Genomic DNA, 20,024 nt, shown 5'->3' with positions numbered 1-20,024 from the left:
CACACCCCCTTTAGCTAATTCTGTGGCAAGCGACCCAATGTTCGCCACCTATGTCCTTGAATTCTGGCTCCACTTCTTTGCAAATATCCATTACCACCGGGCAGCGTGTATGGAAACGACAGCCTGAAGGAGGATTAGCTGGGCTTGGGATCTCTCCCTTGAGGATTATACGCCGCCGGCGTTCTTCCACCACCGGATCAGGAATAGGGATTGCCGAAAGAAGAGCCTGGGTATAAGGGTGGAGGGGGTTGTTGTAAAGGCTGTCACGATCGGTGAGTTCCACAATCTTGCCCAGATACATTACAGCCACCCGATTGGAAATGTGACGAACCACTGCCAGATCATGAGCTATGAAGAGATAAGTGAGCCCGAATCTATCCTGAAGCTCCTCCAGAAGGTTTATGATCTGAGCCTGGATTGAAACATCCAGAGCTGAGATGGGCTCGTCGCACACGATGAAATCGGGATTCATAGCCAGGGCTCTGGCAACCCCTATGCGCTGTCTTTGGCCTCCAGAGAACTCATGGGGATAGCGGTTTATGAAATAGGGATTAAGGCCCACAACCTGAAGAAGTTCCATAACCCTTTCGCGTTTCTCCCTGCCCCTGGCGATCCCATGGATTTCCAGGGGTTCTCCGATAATATCTCCAACCGTCATTCTGGGATTGAGGGAAGCATAGGGGTCCTGGAAAATTATCTGCATTCGGCGGCGCATCCGGCGCAGTTCCTCGCCCTTGAGGGCCGTAAGGTCAATCCCATCAAAATAAACTTTACCGGAAGTGGGGCGATGCAGCAGCAGGATGGTACGGCCAACGGTGGTTTTGCCAGAGCCCGATTCTCCGACAAGGCCGAAAGTTTCCCCCTTGCGGATGAAAAAGCTCACATCATCAACCGCCCGGATATAGCCGATGGTTCTTTGGAAAATAATGCCCCTGGTGATGGGAAAGTATTTTTTAAGATGTTCCACCCGCACGAGAATCCTATCCTTTTCCTTCAACTCCTGTACACCTCCCTCAAAACCTTGGCGCACGGGTTTTAACGTCCACCCAGCAGGCCACTGAATGGTCTGTATCCACGGGCTCCAGCGTTGGGTTCTCCTCCAGGCAACGGTCTATAGTATATTCGCACCTTGGAGCGAAAGGACACCCTGGAGGAAGGCTTATCAAATCTGGGGGAAGGCCTTCAATGGGGGTTAATTTCTCTTTGACGGGGGCATCAACCCTTGGGACTGAGCGCAGAAGGCCCATGGTGTAAGGGTGGCGGGGATCACCGTAAAGTTTCTTAACGGGAGCAGCCTCTATGATGAAGCCAGCATACATTACGTTCACCCTCTGAGCCAGCCCAGCTATTATCCCCAAATCGTGAGTTATCCAGATGACGGCCATCCCCATTTCATCCCTTAACCTTTTCACCAGGTCAATGATCTGCGCCTGGATGGTGACGTCCAGAGCCGTAGTGGGCTCATCGGCTATCAAGATTTTGGGGTTGCAGGCCAGAGCCATGGCGATCATAACCCTCTGGCGCATCCCCCCTGAAAACTGGTGGGGGTAATCGTCTATGCGCTTCTCTGCCTCCGGGATCCCCACAGTCTTCAGAAGGCGGATGGACTCTTCCCGGGCCTCTTTCTTGCTCATCCCTTTGTGGAGCATGAGGGGCTCTCCAAGCTGCTGGCCTATGGTCAGGACCGGGTTAAGGGAAGTCATAGGGTCCTGGAAAATCATGGCTATTTTGTTGCCCCGAATTTTCCTTATCTCATCCTCGCTTATTTTGAGCAGATCTTTGCCTTCAAACCACACCTCTCCCCCAACGATTCGGCCCGGTGGCTGGGGGATCAACCTCAGAACTGAGAGCATACTCACGCTTTTCCCACAACCCGATTCCCCCACAAGTCCGAGGGTTTCTCCCTCGTTGAGGTAAAGGGAAATGCCATTTACAGCATGAACTACCCCTTCCTGGGTGAAGAATCGAGTCTTCAGGTTTTTGATCTCCAGGAGTGCCCCCATATCCGCCGCTTATCTGGAAATGTAGGTTTTATTCAAATAAAGGGTGCCAATAGGCGATACCACAAACTCCCGGACGTAAGGCTTCACCAAGATATAATCAACCCCATGGAAGAGGGGCACCCATGGCGCATCCTTAAGGATCAAGTCTTCGGCTTGCTGGTAAAGGGCCATTCTTCTGCTGTGGTCCTTTTCCACTCTGGCTTCCTCCAGGAGCCTATCCACTTCCGGGTTGGAATAGCCTGTGTTGTTGCCAGGGCTCTGGCTGTGAAAGTGAATATCCAGGAAATTGTGGGGATCGGGGTAATCGGCACTCCACCCCAGGATAAACATCTGCAATTTGTGCTCATTAACTTCCCTCAGGAAAAGGTCCCAAGGGATCTGTTCAATCTCTACCGCGACCTCTAAGGAATTTTTATACATCTCAACCAGCGCCTGAGCAAGAGCTGTGCTCCCACTCACACTTAAAGTTATGGATGGAAGCCCTTCTGGCCCTCCATAAGAGGATCTCTTGAGAAAATCCATAGCCTGAGATGGTTCACAAACCAGGCCCTTTGCTTTTTCAGTGTAGCCGGGCATTCCCGGGGGAAGGATGCCCTTCGCTTCTTTGACCATTCCTTTAAAAAGAGCTTTAACGATACTTGCCCGATCCGTAGCGCACGCAAAGGCCTTTCGCACATCCGGGTCTTCAAAGGGCTCTTTCTTTACGTTAAAGGCCACATACATTAGGTCCAGGGATGAAACTTTCATTAATTCTTTGCTCATGGGGTTTTGAGGGTCCAGCACCTGCTCTATGTTCTCCACCCCGACTGGGGTCACATCTATTTCTCCCGTCTGATACATGACAAAGGGTGAACCTTCGGGGAATATGAACTCAACTTGCTCGATAAGAGGCTTCTGGCCGTAAAAGTTGGCGAAGGTTTCAAGGGTTATACCTTTCTCGGGGTCATAGCTTTTGAGCTTGAAGGGGCCGGTCCCATTGGGTCTGGAAGTCCAATCGGAGCCGCTTTCTACATTTTCTTTATCCACCACGAAGGCTACAGGGTAAGTAAGTTTAGCCAGAAAGTAAGCCTTGGGAGCATCTATGGAGATACGAAGGGTATACTGGTCCAGGACCTCAACTCCCTCTATTTCAGGGGCTTCCCCGGCCAGTTTCTCCTTAACCCCTTTTATATCGTCAAGGTAAATGCCGGCTGTATGGGAGCCAGTGGCGGGGTCACAGGCGCGCTCCAGGGAGTATTTGACGTCTTCAGCGGTAACGGGTTTCCCATTGTGGAAATAAGCGTTCTTTCGCAGATAGAAGGTGTAAACAGTTCCATCACCGCTTACTTCCCATCTTTCAGCCAGATCCGGAGCAACTTCCAGGAATTCGTTCAGGGTTACAAGGCCCGAGAAAATTTTCGTCACGTATTCGGCGGAGTAAATATCTTCCACCAAAGCGGGGTCAAGGGTTACAGGTTCAAAGCCAGCTATCCTTAATACCCCTCCCGGTTGGGGAGTTACCGCTACGGGGGATGGGGTTATCCCTTCTCTTGAAACGTAGTAACGGTAGATGGCCCAGAACCCTCCTCCTATGAAAATAGTGGCACAGCAGAGGGAAGCCAGAATTATGAGGACTATGGTAAAGAAACGAGTTTTACTCTGCATAACATTCCTCCCGCCCTGTTCAGGCAAGCTCTGCAAAGGAAAGGTAACGCAGGAGAAGCTTTACAGCATTCTCCACATCCCTCAGGTCCACCATCTCCGATGGGGTGTGGATGTAACGGCAGGGGATGGAGATAACTCCAGCTGGAATTCCTTCCCTGGTAAGCTGGATGGCTGCTGCATCAGTAGTGCCGCCTTCCAGAACCTCCAGCTGATAGGGTATACCTTCCTCTTCGGCGGCGCGGATAAGAGCTTGCCTTACTCCGGGATGGGAAACCATTCGGGCATCTTTAACCTTTATAGCTGGCCCTTTACCCAGGGTTACCGCCATTTTAGGCGCTTCGGGCGTATCCCCCGTCCGGGTAACATCCACCGCTATTCCTACATCGGGAGCAATGCCATAAGCCGAAGTTATCGCCCCTCTGAGCCCCAGCTCCTCCTGAACGGTGAAGACTATGTAGAGGTCATGGGGGCAATCTTTAAGCTCTTCTAAGAGCTTGACCAGAATAGCACACCCTATGCGGTCGTCAAAGGCTTTGGCTATTAGCCTGTTGCCCTGAGCCACCAGGGGGCGGGAGAAGACACCTATGTCTCCTACTTTCACCGGGCAGTCTTCCCGGCTTTCAGCCCCTACATCTATATAAAGTTTGTCAAAAGTGGGGACCTTTTCCGGACTTTCCAGCTTCTCAACTCCTATGACTCCCACCACTCCGTTCTCAAATTCCACCCTGTTCCCCACCAGGGTATGAGGGAAAACGCCTCCCATAGCCGAGAAGCGCAAAAAGCCCTTTTCATCAACGTAGTTTACCACGATGCCAATTTCATCCATGTGGGCAGCTAACATGACTTTCTTTCCGCCTTTGCCTTTCTTAAGGGCTATCAGGTTGCCCAGGGCATCCACTTTAACTTCATCTGCTTTGTCTTTCACCATATCCCGTAGGAGCTGGCGGATCCGAGCTTCATTCCCCGCCGGTCCATAAGTTTCTGTCAGAGTTTTTATGAGCTCTACCATTTCCCCTCCTCATTCTACCTTCAAGTGCTCTGGCCTGAGCCTCCTCAGGGCCGCCTTCATCAGCCGGAGTGTGTTTTCAAGGTCATCAAGGCTGAGAATGGAAAGGGGTGAGTGAATATAGCGGCAGGGGACCGCCACCGTGGCGGAGGGAACCCCTTTTCGAGCAAGGTGGATAGCGCCAGAGTCCGTTCCTCCCACTAAGGGCTGTTTGAACTGATAGGGGATTCCTTCGGCCTCAGCGGCCTCCACTAAAAGGCGCACCAGAGGGTGAAAGGCAACAAATGTTCGGTCCATCAGGGTTATAGCGGGGCCATGCCCGAGCTTTGCAGTCGGGCTTACGTCTTTATCCTTCGGCAGGTCGTCGGCCACAGTTCCCTCTATGGAGAAGGCGACATCGGGCTCTATGGCGTAGGCGGCCACCTTCGCTCCCCGCAATCCCACTTCTTCCTGCACGGTGAAAACAGCGTAGAGGTCAAAAGGGAACCGTTCTTTCACCAATTCTACCAGCACGGCGCACCCTGCCCGATCATCAAAAGCTTTCCCTCTAACCCTGCGAAAGCCAAGCTCTTGGAAAGCTACATCAAAAGTTGCGCAGTCGCCCACGCTGACCACCTTCTCAGCAGAGGCTCTATCCCCTGCCCCTATGTCTATCACGAGCCTTTCCAGCGGAGTGATCTGAGAGCGCTCTTCTTCTTTGAGGAGGTGCACGGGTTTCAGGCCAATTACTCCAGGGATGGCTTTATCCCCCACAAGAACCCGCTTTCCGGGAATAACTCTTTCGTCAATTCCTCCCACCGGGCTGAAATGCAGGTAACCCTTTTCGTCTATGTGGGTGACCATAAAGCCTATCTCGTCCATATGGGCAGCCAGCATTACTTTGAGGGGGATAGAACCGTCGCCTTTCTTAAAAGCTATAAGGTTTCCAATGCTATCCACCGAGATCTGGTCCACGTGGGTTTCTATATGTTCCCGGATTATTTCCCGGACTTTCCCCTCGTTTCCTGAAACTCCGCGAGCTTCAGAAAGCTCTTTGAGGAGCATAGACCTTCACTCCGGAGGGAATTTTTCCAATCGGGATATAAAGTTGGCCAGAAGCAGGCCGGTGCGTTCAATGTCTTTGAGGGAGAGGGTCTCCACTGGGGTGTGCATGTAGCGCAGGGGTATGGATAGCAAGGCGGTGGGGACCCCTTCCCGTGAGACCTGGATAGCCCAGGCATCGGTGCCACTGGGGCCTGGTATAGCTTCAATCTGGTAGGGAATCTCCAGCTCCTTTGCAGTCTTAATCAGAGCTTCCCTGAGGAGGGGGTGGAAATTGGGTCCTATGGCTATTGCGGGCCCTTTTCCCACCCTGATAGTTTCGGCCTCTGAAAGGCCAGGACTATCCCCAAAGCCCACGTCTATGACTATGGCCAGATCCGGAGCTATGCCGTAAGCACTTACCACTGCCCCTCTTAAGCCCATTTCTTCCTGGGAAGTAGCCACAGCGTAAACATCCCAGCGGTGTCTCATCTGGGAAAGAAGTTCAAGGCAGTAGATGAGGGCCACTACTGAAGCTCGGTCATCAAAAGCCTTGCCCGAGGCCATATCCCCCTGAAGTTTCACGCACCTGGCGGCAAAACTTATAAAGTCCCCCACCTTCACCAGGGAATTAACTTCTTCCTCCGGCAAACCCACATCTACAAAGAGCTGGTCCCTCGGGGTTACTTTCATGCGCTCCTTTGGGGAAAGAAGGTGAGGGGGCTTCGTGGCGATAACGCCAGGAAGAGGTCGGAGGCCGTGGACTATAACCTCCTGACCTGGGAGAACTCTCTCGTCTATCCCTCCCACCGTTGTGAAGCGGATAAAGCCTTTCTCTATTTCTGAAACCATAAGGCCGATTTCGTCCATATGAGCGGTTAACATTATACGGCGCGGTGATGGCCCTGTCCCTCTTTTCAGGCCGATCACATTGCCGAGGGCATCGGTCCTGACCTCGTCCACATATTTTTTGAACTCTTCAGCTACGATCCGGGAAACTTCGCTTTCGCTACCTGAGACTCCGGGTGCCTCCGAGAGCTTTTTAAGGAGCTCAAAAGTGTCCATAGATTCCTCCAGAATCTTCACCAGCGCAGTGCTTTACCCATTATATTTCAAAGGTAATCAAAAGTCAAAGGCCGCAAGCTCTTGGTCTGGCGTATTCCAGGCACCACGACCCACGCCTGGCGCTATTTCTGCCAGGTTGTGCTCAAGCGGATAATCTATCTAACCCGGGGTTTCTGACCTTTCCAGGGTCTTCGGGGGCTTGGTTTTTAAGGAAGAGCTTTAGTTAAGGGCATCTAATCTTTCGGGTTTCCCATAATCACTTCAACTTTGTGCTCACTACCGGGCTCCTGCACGGGTAGGAGGTTGCCTTCCAACTCACGCCCGTTTAGTTTCACCAGGGCAACGCCTTTGCATATATTTTTCGGGTTTTTCACCACTATGTCATAGGTGGCTCCTCGGAATTGACGTTTAACGCGAAACTCTTGCCACCGAGAAGGGATACAGGGGTCTATTATCAGCCCTTTGTAGTGGGGTTGTATTCCAAGGATGTATTGGGTAGCGGCTATATAAGCCCAGGAGGCCGTGCCTGTAAGCCAGCTGTTGCGAGCCAGGCCAAACTGCGGGTGTTCATCACCCAGCAAGTTCTGGGCGAAAACGTAAGGTTCACATTCGTATTCATCTATCATGTCGTTTTTGAGGATAGGGTTTATCTGAACGTAATATTCATAGGCCCGGTCTCCGTTGCCCATAAGGGTTTCGGCGATTATAACCCAGGAGTTTGGATGCAGGAAAATCCCACCGTTTTCTTTGGCTCCGGGTGGGTAAGTGGTTACTCCGCCCTTGGCGGGATCGTAACGTTTATAGCCTGGCAAACTCAGTTTTATGCCTTTGGACGTGTTAAGATACCTGTAAACGGCATCCAGAGCTTTTCGGGCTCTCTCGGGGGGAGCAAAGCCTGCCATCACAAGCCATGCTTGCACATAGACGAAAATTTTCCCCTCGGTGTTAATCTTGGAACCAAGAGGCGAACCGTCGCAATCAAAATAGCTTATGTACCATTCGCCATCCCAGGCATATCTGTTTACAAGCTCCTTTATCTCTTCGTAGTAGCGCCGGTAGCGCTCCAGGGATCCTTCATCGCCCAAGTAATGGCAGAGTTCCATCATTTCAAGCAGAGCTTTGCCGAAAAGGCAGGCAGTAAAGACCGATTCTGCGCCAGGAAGGAGATTCACGGTGTCGTTCCAATCAGCAAAGCCCAGAAGGGGTAATCCGTGAGCGCCTCGGTCGTTCCATGTGAATTCAATAGCTCTGCGCAGGTGGTCCAGTACTGTCCCGCTTTCTAAAGGTTTCCCATCGGGTCCTTTTTCATAGTAAGGGATTTCTTCGTCCAGAAAGGCTATGTTGCCAGTTTCTTTAAGATAAGCAGTTACAGCCAGCACGGCCCAGAGGTGATCATCACTGTAGTATTTGGGGCGATCTGGCGCAAAGCGCGCATCACCCTCATTGGCCTCCATGGTCAGAGGGTAGAACTGGTGCATAGCTGAGCCGTTCTTTTTCTGGACCATAAGAAGCTTGCGGATAAGAGCTCTGGCGTCATCGGGGATGCGGGACATAATGGCCAAAACATCCTGAGAGCTATCCCGGAATCCGATGCCTCGAGTCCCGTAACCAGGCTGGTAGAGTGAAAGTTCGCGGGACCAGTTGAAGGTCACGTAACATTGGCGGGGATTGTAAATGTTGAGCAAAATGTTTGTTGCTCGGTCAGGCGTTTCAACTTGAAGGCGCAAGAGGTACTCCTCCCACCATAGCTTCAACTCATCCAGAGCTCTTTCTACTTCTTCAGGCTTGCGGAAGCGCCGAATTGATGGAAGTGCTTTTTCCACGCTTTCGGCTTGCCCAAGCTGGGTTACGAGACGCACGGTTTCACCGGGATTGACGATCCCCATGTGATGCAAGAGGGCTCCGATGTTATCGCCACGAAGAGCTTCATAGTTGCTCAGTTCATCCTGAAGCAGGCTCAGTGGTCTGGCCCATGTACCGTACTCGTTATCGCCCAGAAAGCGTCTGCGGTCGCTCTCAAAGGAAGAGACTGGATGGTTGGACGTGAAGTAATTAATCTGAGTTTCCTTGAACATGAATGGAAACTGGCTCAGTACGAGGTATCCCCCCTCTTCCCAGTGCGCCTTACTCTGCATGGTTTGAGGAACCCAGTCGTTGTTAGTCAGTTGCTTTAGGGCATCGGGATGAGAATATTCCACAACTGGAATTATATCGATTTCCAGTGGCCTGTCGGTGGTGTTGGTGACTTTTATATCCCGGATCTCGCAGGTTTCGCCAACAGGCACGAAGATGGTGACATCGGTGACGATGCCGTAAAATTTGGATACTATGCGGGTATAGCCCAGGCCCACATGGCATTCGTAAAATTCGTAGGGGTCAAGGGTGGGAACAAAAAAGGGCGAGAAGATGCGATAGCCGTTACCCTCGCGGAAGCGTATGTAAAGGGTTTCCCCCTTGAACTCTGAATTCGGCAGAAGAAAAAGGTAACGGGTTATGCGGTTGAGGGCAGGGTCCCTGCGGCAGATGAGGGCTCCTCCGGTGTGGTCTACGAACCCACCGAATTCAAGAGTGCCGATATAGTTTATCCATTTCACCGGTGTTTTAGGGTTCGTTATTACGTATTCGCGAGCGGTGTCCTCAAAATAACCGTATTTCATAAGGCGCCTCCGCAATAATTTACCTAAGAACAGAGGTAGCTGGCTTTAACATGAATTTCCCCTGGCCAACGCAATTCCTAACTTGCTATCGCCGCCTGCCTTTTCCAGAATCTATCATAAAGGGCGCTATTTATGGCGGTTGCAAGCTTGTCAAGTTCTGCAGAAACCATCTGTCTCAAATCAACCCTTCCTGCTTCGGCCTTTGCAAACAAGGTGTTCCAGATAGAGGCTATAAGACTGCAGAGCCCATCCTCAACTATGCCCCACATGTAGGCACCTTTGAAGGCTTTGCCTCTGAGGAGATTGTTCCTTATGACGCGTAAAGCTTCATCTTTCTCAAAGAGATCGCTTTTGAGGGTTTCTAAACGCGTGGGAAGCATCCACAGAGCCTTGAAGCAGGTTTCTTGCATTTCCAGGCTGGTCAGGAAACTTACCGTTTCAATGGCCAGGTCCGGGTAACGGGCATGCTGCCATATGACCAGATTACCGCCGCCTACGAAGGGCACTCCGGGGACCGGCGCTACTCCCAAGTTTTCAAGGACTTCCGGAGCTGCGTCGCCGCTACGGATAGAATTGAGCACCCACTGCCCACTTATCAAGATAGCAACTCGGCCCTTCCGGAAGAGGGGATTAACCTCAGCGTCACCCATGCCCTGGATGGATGGGGCTATGTAGCGGTAAAGGTCAAAGTACCTGCAAAAGCCCTCTACAGCCTCGGGCTCATTAAAGAGAACTTTCTGCCCATCCGGGCTCATAAACTCTCCGCCCGTGGCCCAGACCCAGGAAGCGGCCACGTGGAGGGTGGGGTTTTCGGGTGCAGTGGGAATGGCCAGAGGGATTTCTACCTCTGCTCTGGCGAGCTTTTCCAGTGCTTCCAGAAAAGTCTCGTGAGAAGAAAAAGCCCTTTCGGGGTCAACGTCGGCTTTTTCAAAGATATCGAGCCGATAATAAGTTAGACGGGTATCTGCCATCCACGGGATGGACCATACCCGTGGATCACCTGCTATGTAAGCCGTATCCCACGAAGCAGGCAAGAATTCATAATTGCCCCTTATCAGTTCCACCTCTTCACTGGTGAAAGGGCGCAGAGCCTGCAAGTTCACCAGGCCTTCTACCCAGCTTGTTCCCACTTCGGAAACATCTGGTCCCCACCTGTAAAGGGCCGTTTTCATCAATTCAGCCCACCCTTTCTCCCACGGCGTTAGATGTAGATTCAGCTTTATCCACCGGCTCTCCGCAAACCCATTTATTTTCCTGTTGAAGACTTCAAGCAACAGCGGCAAGCCAGGGTCAAACATCAATTGAACGGTTAGCTCTCTCATAGTTTTCATAAGCATACCTCTCATCTACATGCTCATCCATAAATTGGCAGTGATCTTTCAGCCCTTAGAGTGCAAACTCAACGCCCATGACCTTAATAGCTGAGCTGTTTATCACTTCCGTGCTTCCAAAGCCCGTTCAATAGCCCATATGCTCAGAGGACGCATGTACATGCTGGCACGGAAGTTGCCGGTGATATCCCAGGCTTCCGGAGTACGGAACCAGTACCCGCGGTTATAGGTAACGTTGTAAATACCCCAGGCAGTCTTCCATGCTTCTTCTTCAAGTCCCCGGTGAAGCATGAAGGCCGCCAGTGCGTAAGTAGTGCCGGTCCAGACTTCCTGAGATTGCTCGCCCGTTCTATCCACCTTCCCATCTGGCCTCATACCATTGACTGCGCCCATCTCACCGTTGGCGAACCCAGCCACGTTATATCTATAAATGGTGCGCAGGGCGAGCTCTATGTGCTCCGGTGGCACAATGGGTTCCAGACCTGTGGCATCCGCATACCACTGACCTACCAGCTGGTCGGCCATTATGCTGTCTGAAGTGGGACCTTCGGAGTCAAATTTGTAATACCGACCATTCCACAGTTTCTCTTCAAAGGAGCGTTTTGCCAGTTCAAGCCACTGAGAGTAGAAGCCAACACGCTCCTCATCGCCAACTATTCTGCCCATTTCAATGGCGGCCTCCAGAGCTGCCAGCAATAGACTACCGCTGTAAGCGCTTGCTCCTTTCATGGGCCAGGTATCATAAGTCTGATCGGGTATGCCTGCGTGGTCGGGCAGCCCATCTTCGTCCTCATCGAAACGATGCAGGTAATCTAGCGCCTGGACCACCCCTGGCCAGAGGTCTTTGACCAGGCTTTCATCCCCAGTGAAAACATAATCCCGCCAGAGCTGCAATACGAATTTGCTGTTCAGGTCCTTCCATATGTTGGAATCCTGCCATCTGTAAGCATTTGGCCTAACCCACGGGGCCTCGTCCGGGCTCCCTAAATCGTGAGGGACAGCTCCGGCTACCTTGCGCTGAGCTTTCTTGCCGGTAGCTCCTATCCGGACAAATTCTTTGTCTTCCATCCCGATAGCTGCAGCGAAATCCCTCATCAGGCTTTTTTGCAACTCCGGCCAAAGCTGAATTAGAGCGAAAGAAGCATAGAAATGGACGTCAAAAGTGTTGTAGAAGGGGTAATCAAAGCACTCAAGATAGGCAAAACGCCCTATACCTTCTGGCTCTTGACCGCCCACGCGACCGTTCTCCCATATGGTCCCGCCGTCCACCAGGTAATATAGTTCGTTAAAGAGAGCAGTTTTATACCATTCAGGGCGCCTTCTGTCTTCGAGGATTGGCCTTTGCCAATCTTCTATCGCCTTTTCCCACGCATGATAATTTTCAAGAGCTTCCCGAGCAATAATTAAAGCGTTTCTTCCACTCTTGCCGAAAAAGCGAGTGTATCGCCTATACCATTTTTCACCGGCCCCGAACTCCATAATGGGGAAATCCCACGCCAGGACAAAGGGAACCGTGATCAGCTCTCCGGGTCTCAGATCTACAGTAACCGCCAGGGCTGCAGCTACCATCTCTAAGGGTTCAGAAGGACGACGGTCCTCTACATTGCTGAGTTTGCCGTCACTGGAAAAATCAGTCCACAGGGGGCCACCATCTGCAATGGGAAAACGAGCGTTGTAAGTAACTTCTACCCCGGGGACTTTCCTGGTGGCTATGGCAAAGGAACCATCCCACTCTTCAGTGACTTCACCGCCCTCTCGGGTCAACACAATCCCAACGACTTTATCATCGGCTTCAACGTAATTGTAATGCCCTCCCATAGTGCCCCTACCCCAGAAATATCCCACAAGGTTTTGCCAGCTGAACATTATCCCTACGGTGACCGGTTCATCCGTCGGATTGTAAATAGCCCATTCAAAAATGCCTACTGGATAGCTGCTCTCCCTGTAATTGTGAGGGATTACAGGGGAAAATTGCTTCTGAACAAGCTTTACCGGGAGGACATCCCAATTGTATACGAACCATGCCCTGGGGAAGAGGGCGTAATAGGTTCCGGCTCCAACGGGCATATCCCAGTTCCACTCCTCAAGAACGGTGGGCTTAAGAGGACTCAAAACATGAGCCTGAACGTAATTGCCCCTGCGAACGAAGACTGAAAACTGATTAGCTGGGATAGATTCATAGAAATGCTTGCCGGCATTCAAATGCCAGCGAGCGAAATCACCCCGGTAAGTCCGGCCTATAGTTCCTGCTCCTAGTCCCCCAAGAGGCAACCCCTGAAAAGGGCCGTCGTCTATCATCGGGTAATTTACTTTGGGGCGCCCTGCCCTCTCATAAGGCTCACCTATGGGGCGACTCCATGCAGCGGACGGTATCTGGGGGGTAAAGGTTTCTTGAATTTTGACCCTTTCAGGAGGAGTCGCCGGGTGAACACAGGAAAAAACTAAAGGGGCCAGTACTAACAGCAATATAGCCGTAAAAGGATATCTTTTGCATCTCATCGCTTTATCCTCTAAAGCAAAGATATAGATTCCACCCGTCCCTCATCCCAACAGTACCGAGAAATTGCTGCTGGCTAGTCCTACACCCCCCTCCCACAGTTCAAATCCAGCCTCTACCGCATGCAAGTACCAGTCTTTCTCTATCCACCCCCGCGCGACACAATCCATCACAAATTCCAAAAGGTTGAAATTGTCCACGTGATAAACCGGCCTGGAACTTACGTAGACCACATAGGCCCACTCCCTCTTGCCTTTCTCAAACCAAATCTCCCACTCAATGTCGTTTATGGTCACCAGAGTTACAGGAGACCCATCCGGAACCGCCCCCCTTCTATCGAGCCAGAGCATGAGTTCGGTGCCGCCAGGATAACCTGCCTTTGAATCGCTGAGGGGGCTGAACCAGAGGTCATATGCGGCACTCCATCGCCCCGAATCAACAGGGGTGAAGGACCAACTGCTCAGCAGGGAGATTAGCTTGCCAACCTTTATAGGCATCCCGCTGGAGGTGGTAGAAAGCTCCCAGTGATTCCCTTTAATTATCGCGGGATAAGCAGCCACTCGGTTTCTGGCACTGTGTTCCGCATGGACGATCGTGAAATCGCCATTGCGGACGTCCACCCGAATGGTTTGTGGAGTATCGGCTCCCCATACATTGTTGAGGACAAAATAGCGAGAATGCGCCACCCGAACCACGTCAGACTTGCCAGTGAGCTCTACGAAAAAATGCCCTCCGGATGGTTCAACAAATTTCCATTCCATGGCCAGCTCCTTTATTCGTCAGGCAATTTCCCGAGCTCAGTGTGATGGAGAATTCGCCCCGGTATCAGGAAGAGGCTTACAGACCGGGCCGGGAGGTTAAGCTCAAAACCATTCTTCAGAGCGATCTCGCCTACTTTTTCAGCTTTATACCTGGAATCAAAAAGCCAGTGCTCGGCAAGCCCGGAGGGTCTGAAACCTTCCAACGTAAGGGGTTTCAAAACTTCGTTGTCTCCGAGATTCACGAGCATAAGGGCAAGGGAACCATCGCTACGAATGGAAGCGTAAACTGACACTTCAGGGCTATCGGAGGAAGAAAGCACGAGCTTTTCCCCGAAATGGCGATACATCCGGTAAACATAATAGGTGGGACGAACTTCGCGGCTTTCCAGCAGACCCCATCCCCCCGAGCCACTGGGGGTTTGCAGACAGAAATGGGCCACGATGTAAACCTGCTGCCTTATAAGCCTGCCGAGAACATCCGCCCACCATATAGCATTATAGAAGGAATCAGGCGTCGCCTCGCCCCCCACAGCTTTACTCCAGTGAGAATTCACTTCTGTAACGGCTACAGGAAGATCCCGCCCCGTTATCTGCCGGATTTTCTCACGCAACTTCGGTATAATCTCATCCCACTCACGGGAATTCTCCCGCAGTTCCGCTACTGTGGCGGGAGGAGAGATTTTATCCCGTGGGAAGGGGTACCTGTGTATTGACACAATATCCACCAAATCTCCGTTAGCCCTGAGGAACTCCTCCATCCAATCTTTACCAGCAGAATCTTTGGGATCAGTGTCAGGGTTGCCGGTGTACTGATGGATATCAGGCCCGATCAGAAGGATATTGGGGTCCACCTCCTTCAGTGCCAAAGCATAAGTTCGCCATTCGGCGTTATACCGCTCGGTATTGTAATCGGGATATAAACTGGGTTCGTTCCCAATGCTCCAGAACCTGACGTTATATCCCTTTTCCACGTTTGTGTAGTAAATAAGTTCCTTTGCTTTTTTCACCGAACCTCCCCTCAAACGCACGCTTATAGAGGGCTCAGCCCCCAGGCGGCGGGCCAGTCCAATAAACTGATCAATCTGGTATGGCATTAAATCGTTCTGATCACCCCAATTCCCCCCTGGAAAACGCAGAAAGGTTATCCTTGCTTCCTCCGCTTCATCCATAAGCTCAAAGGGCACCACCATCCAGGGACCGTAATTGGTTCCATAAACGTATGGACTGATTTCCCCGAGGCGTGTTCTCGCATCCACGCAGACCCCTGCCCTGCCAACGCAGGGGGTGGAAACTTCTGCCACGTTTCCACAGCCACCACCAATAGCCAGGGTAAGTATTAACAAGGATGTGACCCAGCAAGGCCAAATTTTTGAAAGTTTTTCCAAAAATATGAGAAAAATCATGCGTTTTAATCCGAACATCCTCAAGCCGGCCAAATTTTCCGCCCACCTCCAGGGGGTACCACGCTGTCTATGAAGGAAAGCTCCTCAGGAGTAAGAGGGGGAAGCAAAGCAGCTTTTACATTTTCTTCCACCTGGGAAGCGCTTCTGGCTCCGGGAATGGCTACCGAAACAGCCGGGCTGGAGATTACAAACTGAAGAGCAAGTTGAGCAAGCGAACGCCTCTCAGCCAGGGGGCGAAATATTCCGTATTCGTCAGGATCCTCAATCCAGCGTCGCCGCCAATCATCAGGAGGAAAACGGGTATTGGGGGAAAACTTGCTGGTAAGCCGACCCATAGCCAGAGGGCCGCGGGCTATCACACCGATATTGTTTTCGATGCAGTAAGGGAAAACTTCCCTTTCGGGAGTGCGATTGAGGATGCTGTAATCTATCTGCAAGGTTGCACCCCGGCCATCAGCGTTGAAGGCTTTGAGGTATTCAAAATCACTCGTGCTTACCCCATAAGCACGCACTTTTCCACCCTGTTGCAATCTCTGAAAGCCTTCAACGAAGTTCTCCATCGTGGGATCGCGAAAATTAATGTGGCACTGGATCAGGTCTATGTAATCGGTCTGAAGGCGCCGCAGGCTTTCCTCCACTCCAGCGATAACTTTTTCAGGAGTGTCGTAAGCGGAGCGACCATGCTCGCGATCGTAACCTTTCCAGCCGATTTTGGTGGTCACCACAAACTTGTCCCGACGTCCTTTCATTGCTAGCCCGAGAAGTTCTTCGCTATGTCCATCACCGTAAACATCAGCGGTATCAAAGAAGTTCACACCGAGCTCAAGAGCTCTACCTATAGCTTGAAGCGCCTCCTGGTCATCAATAGATCCCCAGTAATCGCCGCCAATGGCCCATAGCCCCATTCCGATGACGGATACCTCTATCCCGCTCTTCCCCAGAACCCGCCTGGATATTTCCATTACCAAACCTCTGCCTCCACATAAACCTCATGCATTCCCTCAGGGGGCCTGGGCACCAGAGTCCCTTCTACAGGGCTTCCGTTGACTTTCAAGCTCACACGATTGCCCCTGCCAGTGCGTTTTACGGTTATATAATACGTTACTCCACGGAAAACCCGTTTCGCCCGGAACCCTTCCCAGCCTAAGGGAATAACTGGAGCAATCTCGAGGCCATCATAGGAAGGACGGATACCCAGTATCCATTGCGTTATAGCCACATAATTCCAAGCTGCAGCACCGGTGAGCCACGAATTTTTAGCCTCACCGAAGTTGGGCGCGTCGCGTCCAGCAATCATCTGGGCGTAAACATAGGGTTCACACCGATGAACCTCACTGATAGCTTCCCGCACCGAAGGATTAATCCGAAGGTAGTAATCAAAGGCCTGATCGCCATTGCCTGTTCTGGCCTCCGCTATCATAATCCAGGGATTGGTATGGCAGAAAATCCCAGCGTTCTCTTTGTAACCGGGCGGATAGGAAGATATCTCTCCTAAATGGAGGTGATAGCGTGTATAGGCTGGTTGTTGAAGGATTATACCGTGTTCAGTGGCAAGCCTCTCCCGCACCGAATCTAACGCCTCGCGCGCCTTTCCATCTTCCAAACCAATGCCAGCCATCACACATATCCCTTGCGTTTCCACGAAAATCTGGCCTTCTTCACACTCCTTAGAGCCCACCTTCCGCCCGAAAGCATCGTAAGCCCTCAGGAACCATTTTCCATCCCAGCCGTATTTAAGAACAGTGTCCTTCATCTTCTCTGCAGCCTCTAAATATTGCTTGGTTTCTTCCGTAAGGCCGCGTCGTCGAGCTATTTCCGCCATTTCAGTGGCTGCCAGAACGAACAGACCAGCGATAAAAACAGATTCAGCTTTCTTACCGTCCATTTTAAGGGGAGCGGTCTGAAAAGAAATATTGGGATCATCGGAAAAAGTGTTCAGGTTCAGACAATCGTTCCAATCAGCCCGGCCAATAAGAGGCAGGCCGTGAGGTCCCAACCTTTCGAGAGTGTAGCGAATACTGCGCCTCAGGTGTTCATAAAGGGGGGCCTCAGTGCCAGGCTTGTTTTCAAAGACTACTGGCTCGTCCAGAATGCTCCAATCACCCGTTTCCTTTAGATAAGCTGCAACGCTGAGAACCAGCCACAGGGGGTCATCGTTAAAACCGCTACCGATTTCCTCGTTGCCTCGCTTGGTAAGAGGTTGGTATTGATGATAGGCACCGCCGTCTTCGAGCTGAGTGGCTGCCAGATTAAGTATGCGTTCCCGGGCTTTTTCGGGAACCATATGCATGAAACCAAGCAGGTCTTGATTGGAATCCCGAAAGCCAATCCCCCTCCCGATGCCCGATTCAAACATTGAAGCCGAACGAGCAAGGTTGAAGGTGATCGTGCATTGATAGGGGTTCCAGATGTTAACCATCCTGTTGGTGTGCTCATCCGGGGTCTCCACTTGGAGAACCCCTAAGAGCTTGTCCCAGTAAGCCCGCAGCTCTTCAAAGGCCTTTTCAACATTATTTAGGTCAAGATATCGTTCGATTACAGGTCTGACTGTCCTCTTGTTTATCCGTAGGGAATCCGGGGGGTCAAACTTCTGCTCCGGGGGATTCTCATGATAGCCCAATAGGAAAATAACACGGCGTGACTCTCCAGGCTGCAGGGTTAACCTGACGTGATGAGAGCCCATGGGAGCCCATCCACTGGCGACGGAGTTAAAAGACTCTCCTCTCTCCACAGCCAGGGGGCGATCCCAGCCGCGATAGGATCCCAAAAACACATCTCTCTGGGTATCAAAGCCAGCCAGAGCTTCAGAACAGGCAAAAAAGGCAAAATGATTGCGTCTTTCCCTGTACTCGGTCTTGTGGTAAATCACGCCCTCTTCAATTTCCACCTCGCCTGTGCTGTAATTGCGTTGGAAGTTGGTCATATCATCGTAGGCATTCCAGAGGCAGAACTCCACTGCCGAGAAAAGCGAAAGATGCAGGGACTTTCTGCGCCGATTTGTGATAGTTAACGCCCATACCTCTAGCGTAGCCCCCAGAGGGATGAAATAAAGAATACTGGCTTCCACGTCCTTGTAACGGGAACTTATGATAGTGTATCCGAGCCCATGACGGCAACGAAAGTCTTCTAAGTCGTTACGCGTGGGTTGCCACGAAGGTGACCAGAATTCACCTGTCTCGTTATCCCGCAAGTAAATGTAACGTCCTCCATAATCCATCGGCACGTTGTTATAGCGATATCTTGTCAGGCGACGCAGTCTTGCGTCCTTGTAGAACGAATACCCTCCCGCTGTTTGAGAGATTATCCCAAAATATTCCTCGCAGCCGAGATAGTTTATCCAGGGCAATGGGGTATCGGGACGGGTGATAACATACTCGCGTTGCCTGTCGTCGAAATACCCGTATTTCATAACTCCTCCCGTGAAGCGACTATGTTTTTTGGGGGATCAATTCACTTCTCTATGCCTGTGATAACCACACCACGCATTATAGTCCTCTGGGCAAGGAAGAAAATGATAACAGGAAGAACCAGACCCATGAGGGCGGTGGTCTGGATCATGTGGGGCTGGGCAAAATACATTGCGTTGTAAGTGTAAATTCCCACCGATATGGGCTGAAGCTCTGGCTTAGCGGCCAGGTAAATATAAGGGTAGAAGTAATCGTTCCAGGCCCAGAGGAAGTGGAACAGGAACACCGTGGTAATGGCAGGAAGCACCTGGGGCAAGAGCACGGAGATAAGGATGCGGAAAGGACCGGCACCGTCTATCATGGCTGCTTCGTCGAGCTCTTTAGGCACGGTTAGGAAGAACTGGCGCAACAGGAACACATTGTAAGCATTGGCAAAGAAGTGAGGCACAGTCAACGGCAAGAAAGTCCCCACCCAGCCAATGCGGGTGAAGAAGGCATAAATGGGCACCAGCGTAACCTGCCCGGGAAGGATTATCGTGCCGATCAAAATAATGAAAAGCAGATTCCTTGCGGGAAACCGGAAACGCGAAAAACCATAGGCTACCAAAGTGGAAGAAATCGTCGTTCCAATGGCGCCCACGAGAGCGATAATGATGGTATTACGAAGCATGCGAGGGAAGTTTATTTCACGCCATGCCTTGGTCAAATTTTCCCACTTGGGCCTGAACTCCCAAACCACTTTCAGAGTGCGCCAGTTGCCCTCCCATCTTATCAGACCTTTCTCGGGCTGCTCAGGGTCTAAAAAGTAGCTTTCATCCCGTCCTTTAACCACCAAGGCGAGCTTTCTTGTCCCCCTTTCTAAAGGCACGTAATAGAGAGGATACTTCTCCCCGGGGACTATTTTCCATTCATTTTTCCCCACCTTAAATACCATTTCCTCGCCCTGGTAAGTATACGTAGCCTCGACAGCTGGCCACAGAGGAGCCCCTGGCCTGGCCATCATTTGCCGGTCCTTGAAAGCTGTAGTCATCATATATCCAAAGGGGCTAAGATAAATGGTCAGGATTATGGAAGCCAGAAGTGTGAGAGAAGCTCCAGCTATTAGCCGACGGAGCTGCCGGGCTGGGTAAGCCTTTGAGGACCATGAATAGAGACAGGTTGTGCGCACCGCCATGGCTTAATCTCCTGCCGTATAATACACCCAATATTTAGCTGTGCTGAACAGAAAGA

Annotated in this window: 14 protein-coding genes; all 14 read right to left on the bottom strand. The window is 51.4% G+C overall.

Annotated features, from left to right (window positions below; all coding sequences use genetic code 11):
* Nucleotides 1-10 precede the first annotated feature (10 nt).
* The 14 genes from NZ653_04390 to NZ653_04325 all read right to left on the bottom strand — a co-directional run bounded on the left by NZ653_04390 (nucleotide 11) and on the right by NZ653_04325 (nucleotide 19,968).
* Entirely contained in the window at nucleotides 11-940 is a 930-nt protein-coding gene (locus tag NZ653_04390) for an ABC transporter ATP-binding protein (protein MCS7286356.1), read from the bottom strand.
* A gap of 73 nt (nucleotides 941-1,013) precedes the next feature.
* On the bottom strand, nucleotides 1,014-2,003 hold the full coding sequence (locus NZ653_04385) for an ABC transporter ATP-binding protein (protein MCS7286355.1): 990 nt from the start codon (nucleotides 2,001-2,003) through the stop codon (nucleotides 1,014-1,016).
* Between the two features lie 9 nt (nucleotides 2,004-2,012).
* Nucleotides 2,013-3,647, bottom strand: a complete 1,635-nt coding sequence (locus NZ653_04380) for a peptide ABC transporter substrate-binding protein (protein ID MCS7286354.1) — start codon at nucleotides 3,645-3,647, stop codon at nucleotides 2,013-2,015.
* A 19-nt stretch (nucleotides 3,648-3,666) separates the two neighbouring features.
* Entirely contained in the window at nucleotides 3,667-4,656 is a 990-nt protein-coding gene (locus tag NZ653_04375; protein MCS7286353.1) for a M42 family metallopeptidase, read from the bottom strand.
* 9 nt (nucleotides 4,657-4,665) lie between these two features.
* The gene (locus NZ653_04370) at nucleotides 4,666-5,697 is read right to left on the bottom strand and encodes a M42 family metallopeptidase (protein MCS7286352.1); all 1,032 of its coding nucleotides are present in this window, start codon (nucleotides 5,695-5,697) and stop codon (nucleotides 4,666-4,668) included.
* A 6-nt stretch (nucleotides 5,698-5,703) separates the two neighbouring features.
* Entirely contained in the window at nucleotides 5,704-6,738 is a 1,035-nt protein-coding gene (locus NZ653_04365; protein ID MCS7286351.1) for a M42 family metallopeptidase, read from the bottom strand.
* A 233-nt stretch (nucleotides 6,739-6,971) separates the two neighbouring features.
* Nucleotides 6,972-9,395, bottom strand: a complete 2,424-nt coding sequence (locus tag NZ653_04360; GenBank protein MCS7286350.1) for a glycosyl transferase — start codon at nucleotides 9,393-9,395, stop codon at nucleotides 6,972-6,974.
* A gap of 77 nt (nucleotides 9,396-9,472) precedes the next feature.
* Nucleotides 9,473-10,726 (bottom strand): extracellular solute-binding protein, encoded by a 1,254-nt coding sequence (locus NZ653_04355; GenBank protein ID MCS7286349.1) that lies wholly within the window; start codon nucleotides 10,724-10,726, stop codon nucleotides 9,473-9,475.
* Between the two features lie 102 nt (nucleotides 10,727-10,828).
* Nucleotides 10,829-13,225, bottom strand: a complete 2,397-nt coding sequence (locus NZ653_04350; GenBank protein MCS7286348.1) for a non-lysosomal glucosylceramidase — start codon at nucleotides 13,223-13,225, stop codon at nucleotides 10,829-10,831.
* Nucleotides 13,226-13,267: 42 nt separating this feature from the next.
* The gene (locus NZ653_04345; protein ID MCS7286347.1) at nucleotides 13,268-13,984 is read right to left on the bottom strand and encodes a glycoside hydrolase; all 717 of its coding nucleotides are present in this window, start codon (nucleotides 13,982-13,984) and stop codon (nucleotides 13,268-13,270) included.
* 11 nt (nucleotides 13,985-13,995) lie between these two features.
* Complete coding sequence (locus NZ653_04340; GenBank protein ID MCS7286346.1) at nucleotides 13,996-15,327, bottom strand: hypothetical protein; 1,332 nt, start codon at nucleotides 15,325-15,327, stop codon at nucleotides 13,996-13,998.
* Between the two features lie 80 nt (nucleotides 15,328-15,407).
* Entirely contained in the window at nucleotides 15,408-16,343 is a 936-nt protein-coding gene (locus NZ653_04335; GenBank protein ID MCS7286345.1) for an aldo/keto reductase, read from the bottom strand.
* Between the two features lie 5 nt (nucleotides 16,344-16,348).
* On the bottom strand, nucleotides 16,349-18,796 hold the full coding sequence (locus tag NZ653_04330) for a glycosyl transferase (GenBank protein ID MCS7286344.1): 2,448 nt from the start codon (nucleotides 18,794-18,796) through the stop codon (nucleotides 16,349-16,351).
* 41 nt (nucleotides 18,797-18,837) lie between these two features.
* On the bottom strand, nucleotides 18,838-19,968 hold the full coding sequence (locus NZ653_04325; protein ID MCS7286343.1) for a carbohydrate ABC transporter permease: 1,131 nt from the start codon (nucleotides 19,966-19,968) through the stop codon (nucleotides 18,838-18,840).
* Between the last annotated feature and the right edge of the window lie 56 nt (nucleotides 19,969-20,024).

It is taken from the genome of Anaerolineae bacterium (genome assembly GCA_025062375.1).
In the GTDB taxonomy this organism is placed as follows: Bacteria; Chloroflexota; Anaerolineae; order SpSt-600; family SpSt-600; genus SpSt-600.
This window is presented reverse-complemented; position numbering and strand designations above follow the sequence as displayed.

Coding starts and splice junctions, on each gene's coding strand:
- NZ653_04345 (MCS7286347.1), bottom strand. CDS start 13,984: ATGGAATGGAAATTTGTTGAACCATCCGGAGGGCATTTTTTCGTAGAG.
- NZ653_04330 (MCS7286344.1), bottom strand. CDS start 18,796: ATGAAATACGGGTATTTCGACGACAGGCAACGCGAGTATGTTATCACC.
- NZ653_04385 (MCS7286355.1), bottom strand. CDS start 2,003: ATGGGGGCACTCCTGGAGATCAAAAACCTGAAGACTCGATTCTTCACC.
- NZ653_04350 (MCS7286348.1), bottom strand. CDS start 13,225: ATGAGATGCAAAAGATATCCTTTTACGGCTATATTGCTGTTAGTACTG.
- NZ653_04375 (MCS7286353.1), bottom strand. CDS start 4,656: ATGGTAGAGCTCATAAAAACTCTGACAGAAACTTATGGACCGGCGGGG.
- NZ653_04380 (MCS7286354.1), bottom strand. CDS start 3,647: ATGCAGAGTAAAACTCGTTTCTTTACCATAGTCCTCATAATTCTGGCT.
- NZ653_04370 (MCS7286352.1), bottom strand. CDS start 5,697: ATGCTCCTCAAAGAGCTTTCTGAAGCTCGCGGAGTTTCAGGAAACGAG.
- NZ653_04360 (MCS7286350.1), bottom strand. CDS start 9,395: ATGAAATACGGTTATTTTGAGGACACCGCTCGCGAATACGTAATAACG.
- NZ653_04365 (MCS7286351.1), bottom strand. CDS start 6,738: ATGGACACTTTTGAGCTCCTTAAAAAGCTCTCGGAGGCACCCGGAGTC.
- NZ653_04325 (MCS7286343.1), bottom strand. CDS start 19,968: ATGGCGGTGCGCACAACCTGTCTCTATTCATGGTCCTCAAAGGCTTAC.
- NZ653_04355 (MCS7286349.1), bottom strand. CDS start 10,726: ATGAAAACTATGAGAGAGCTAACCGTTCAATTGATGTTTGACCCTGGC.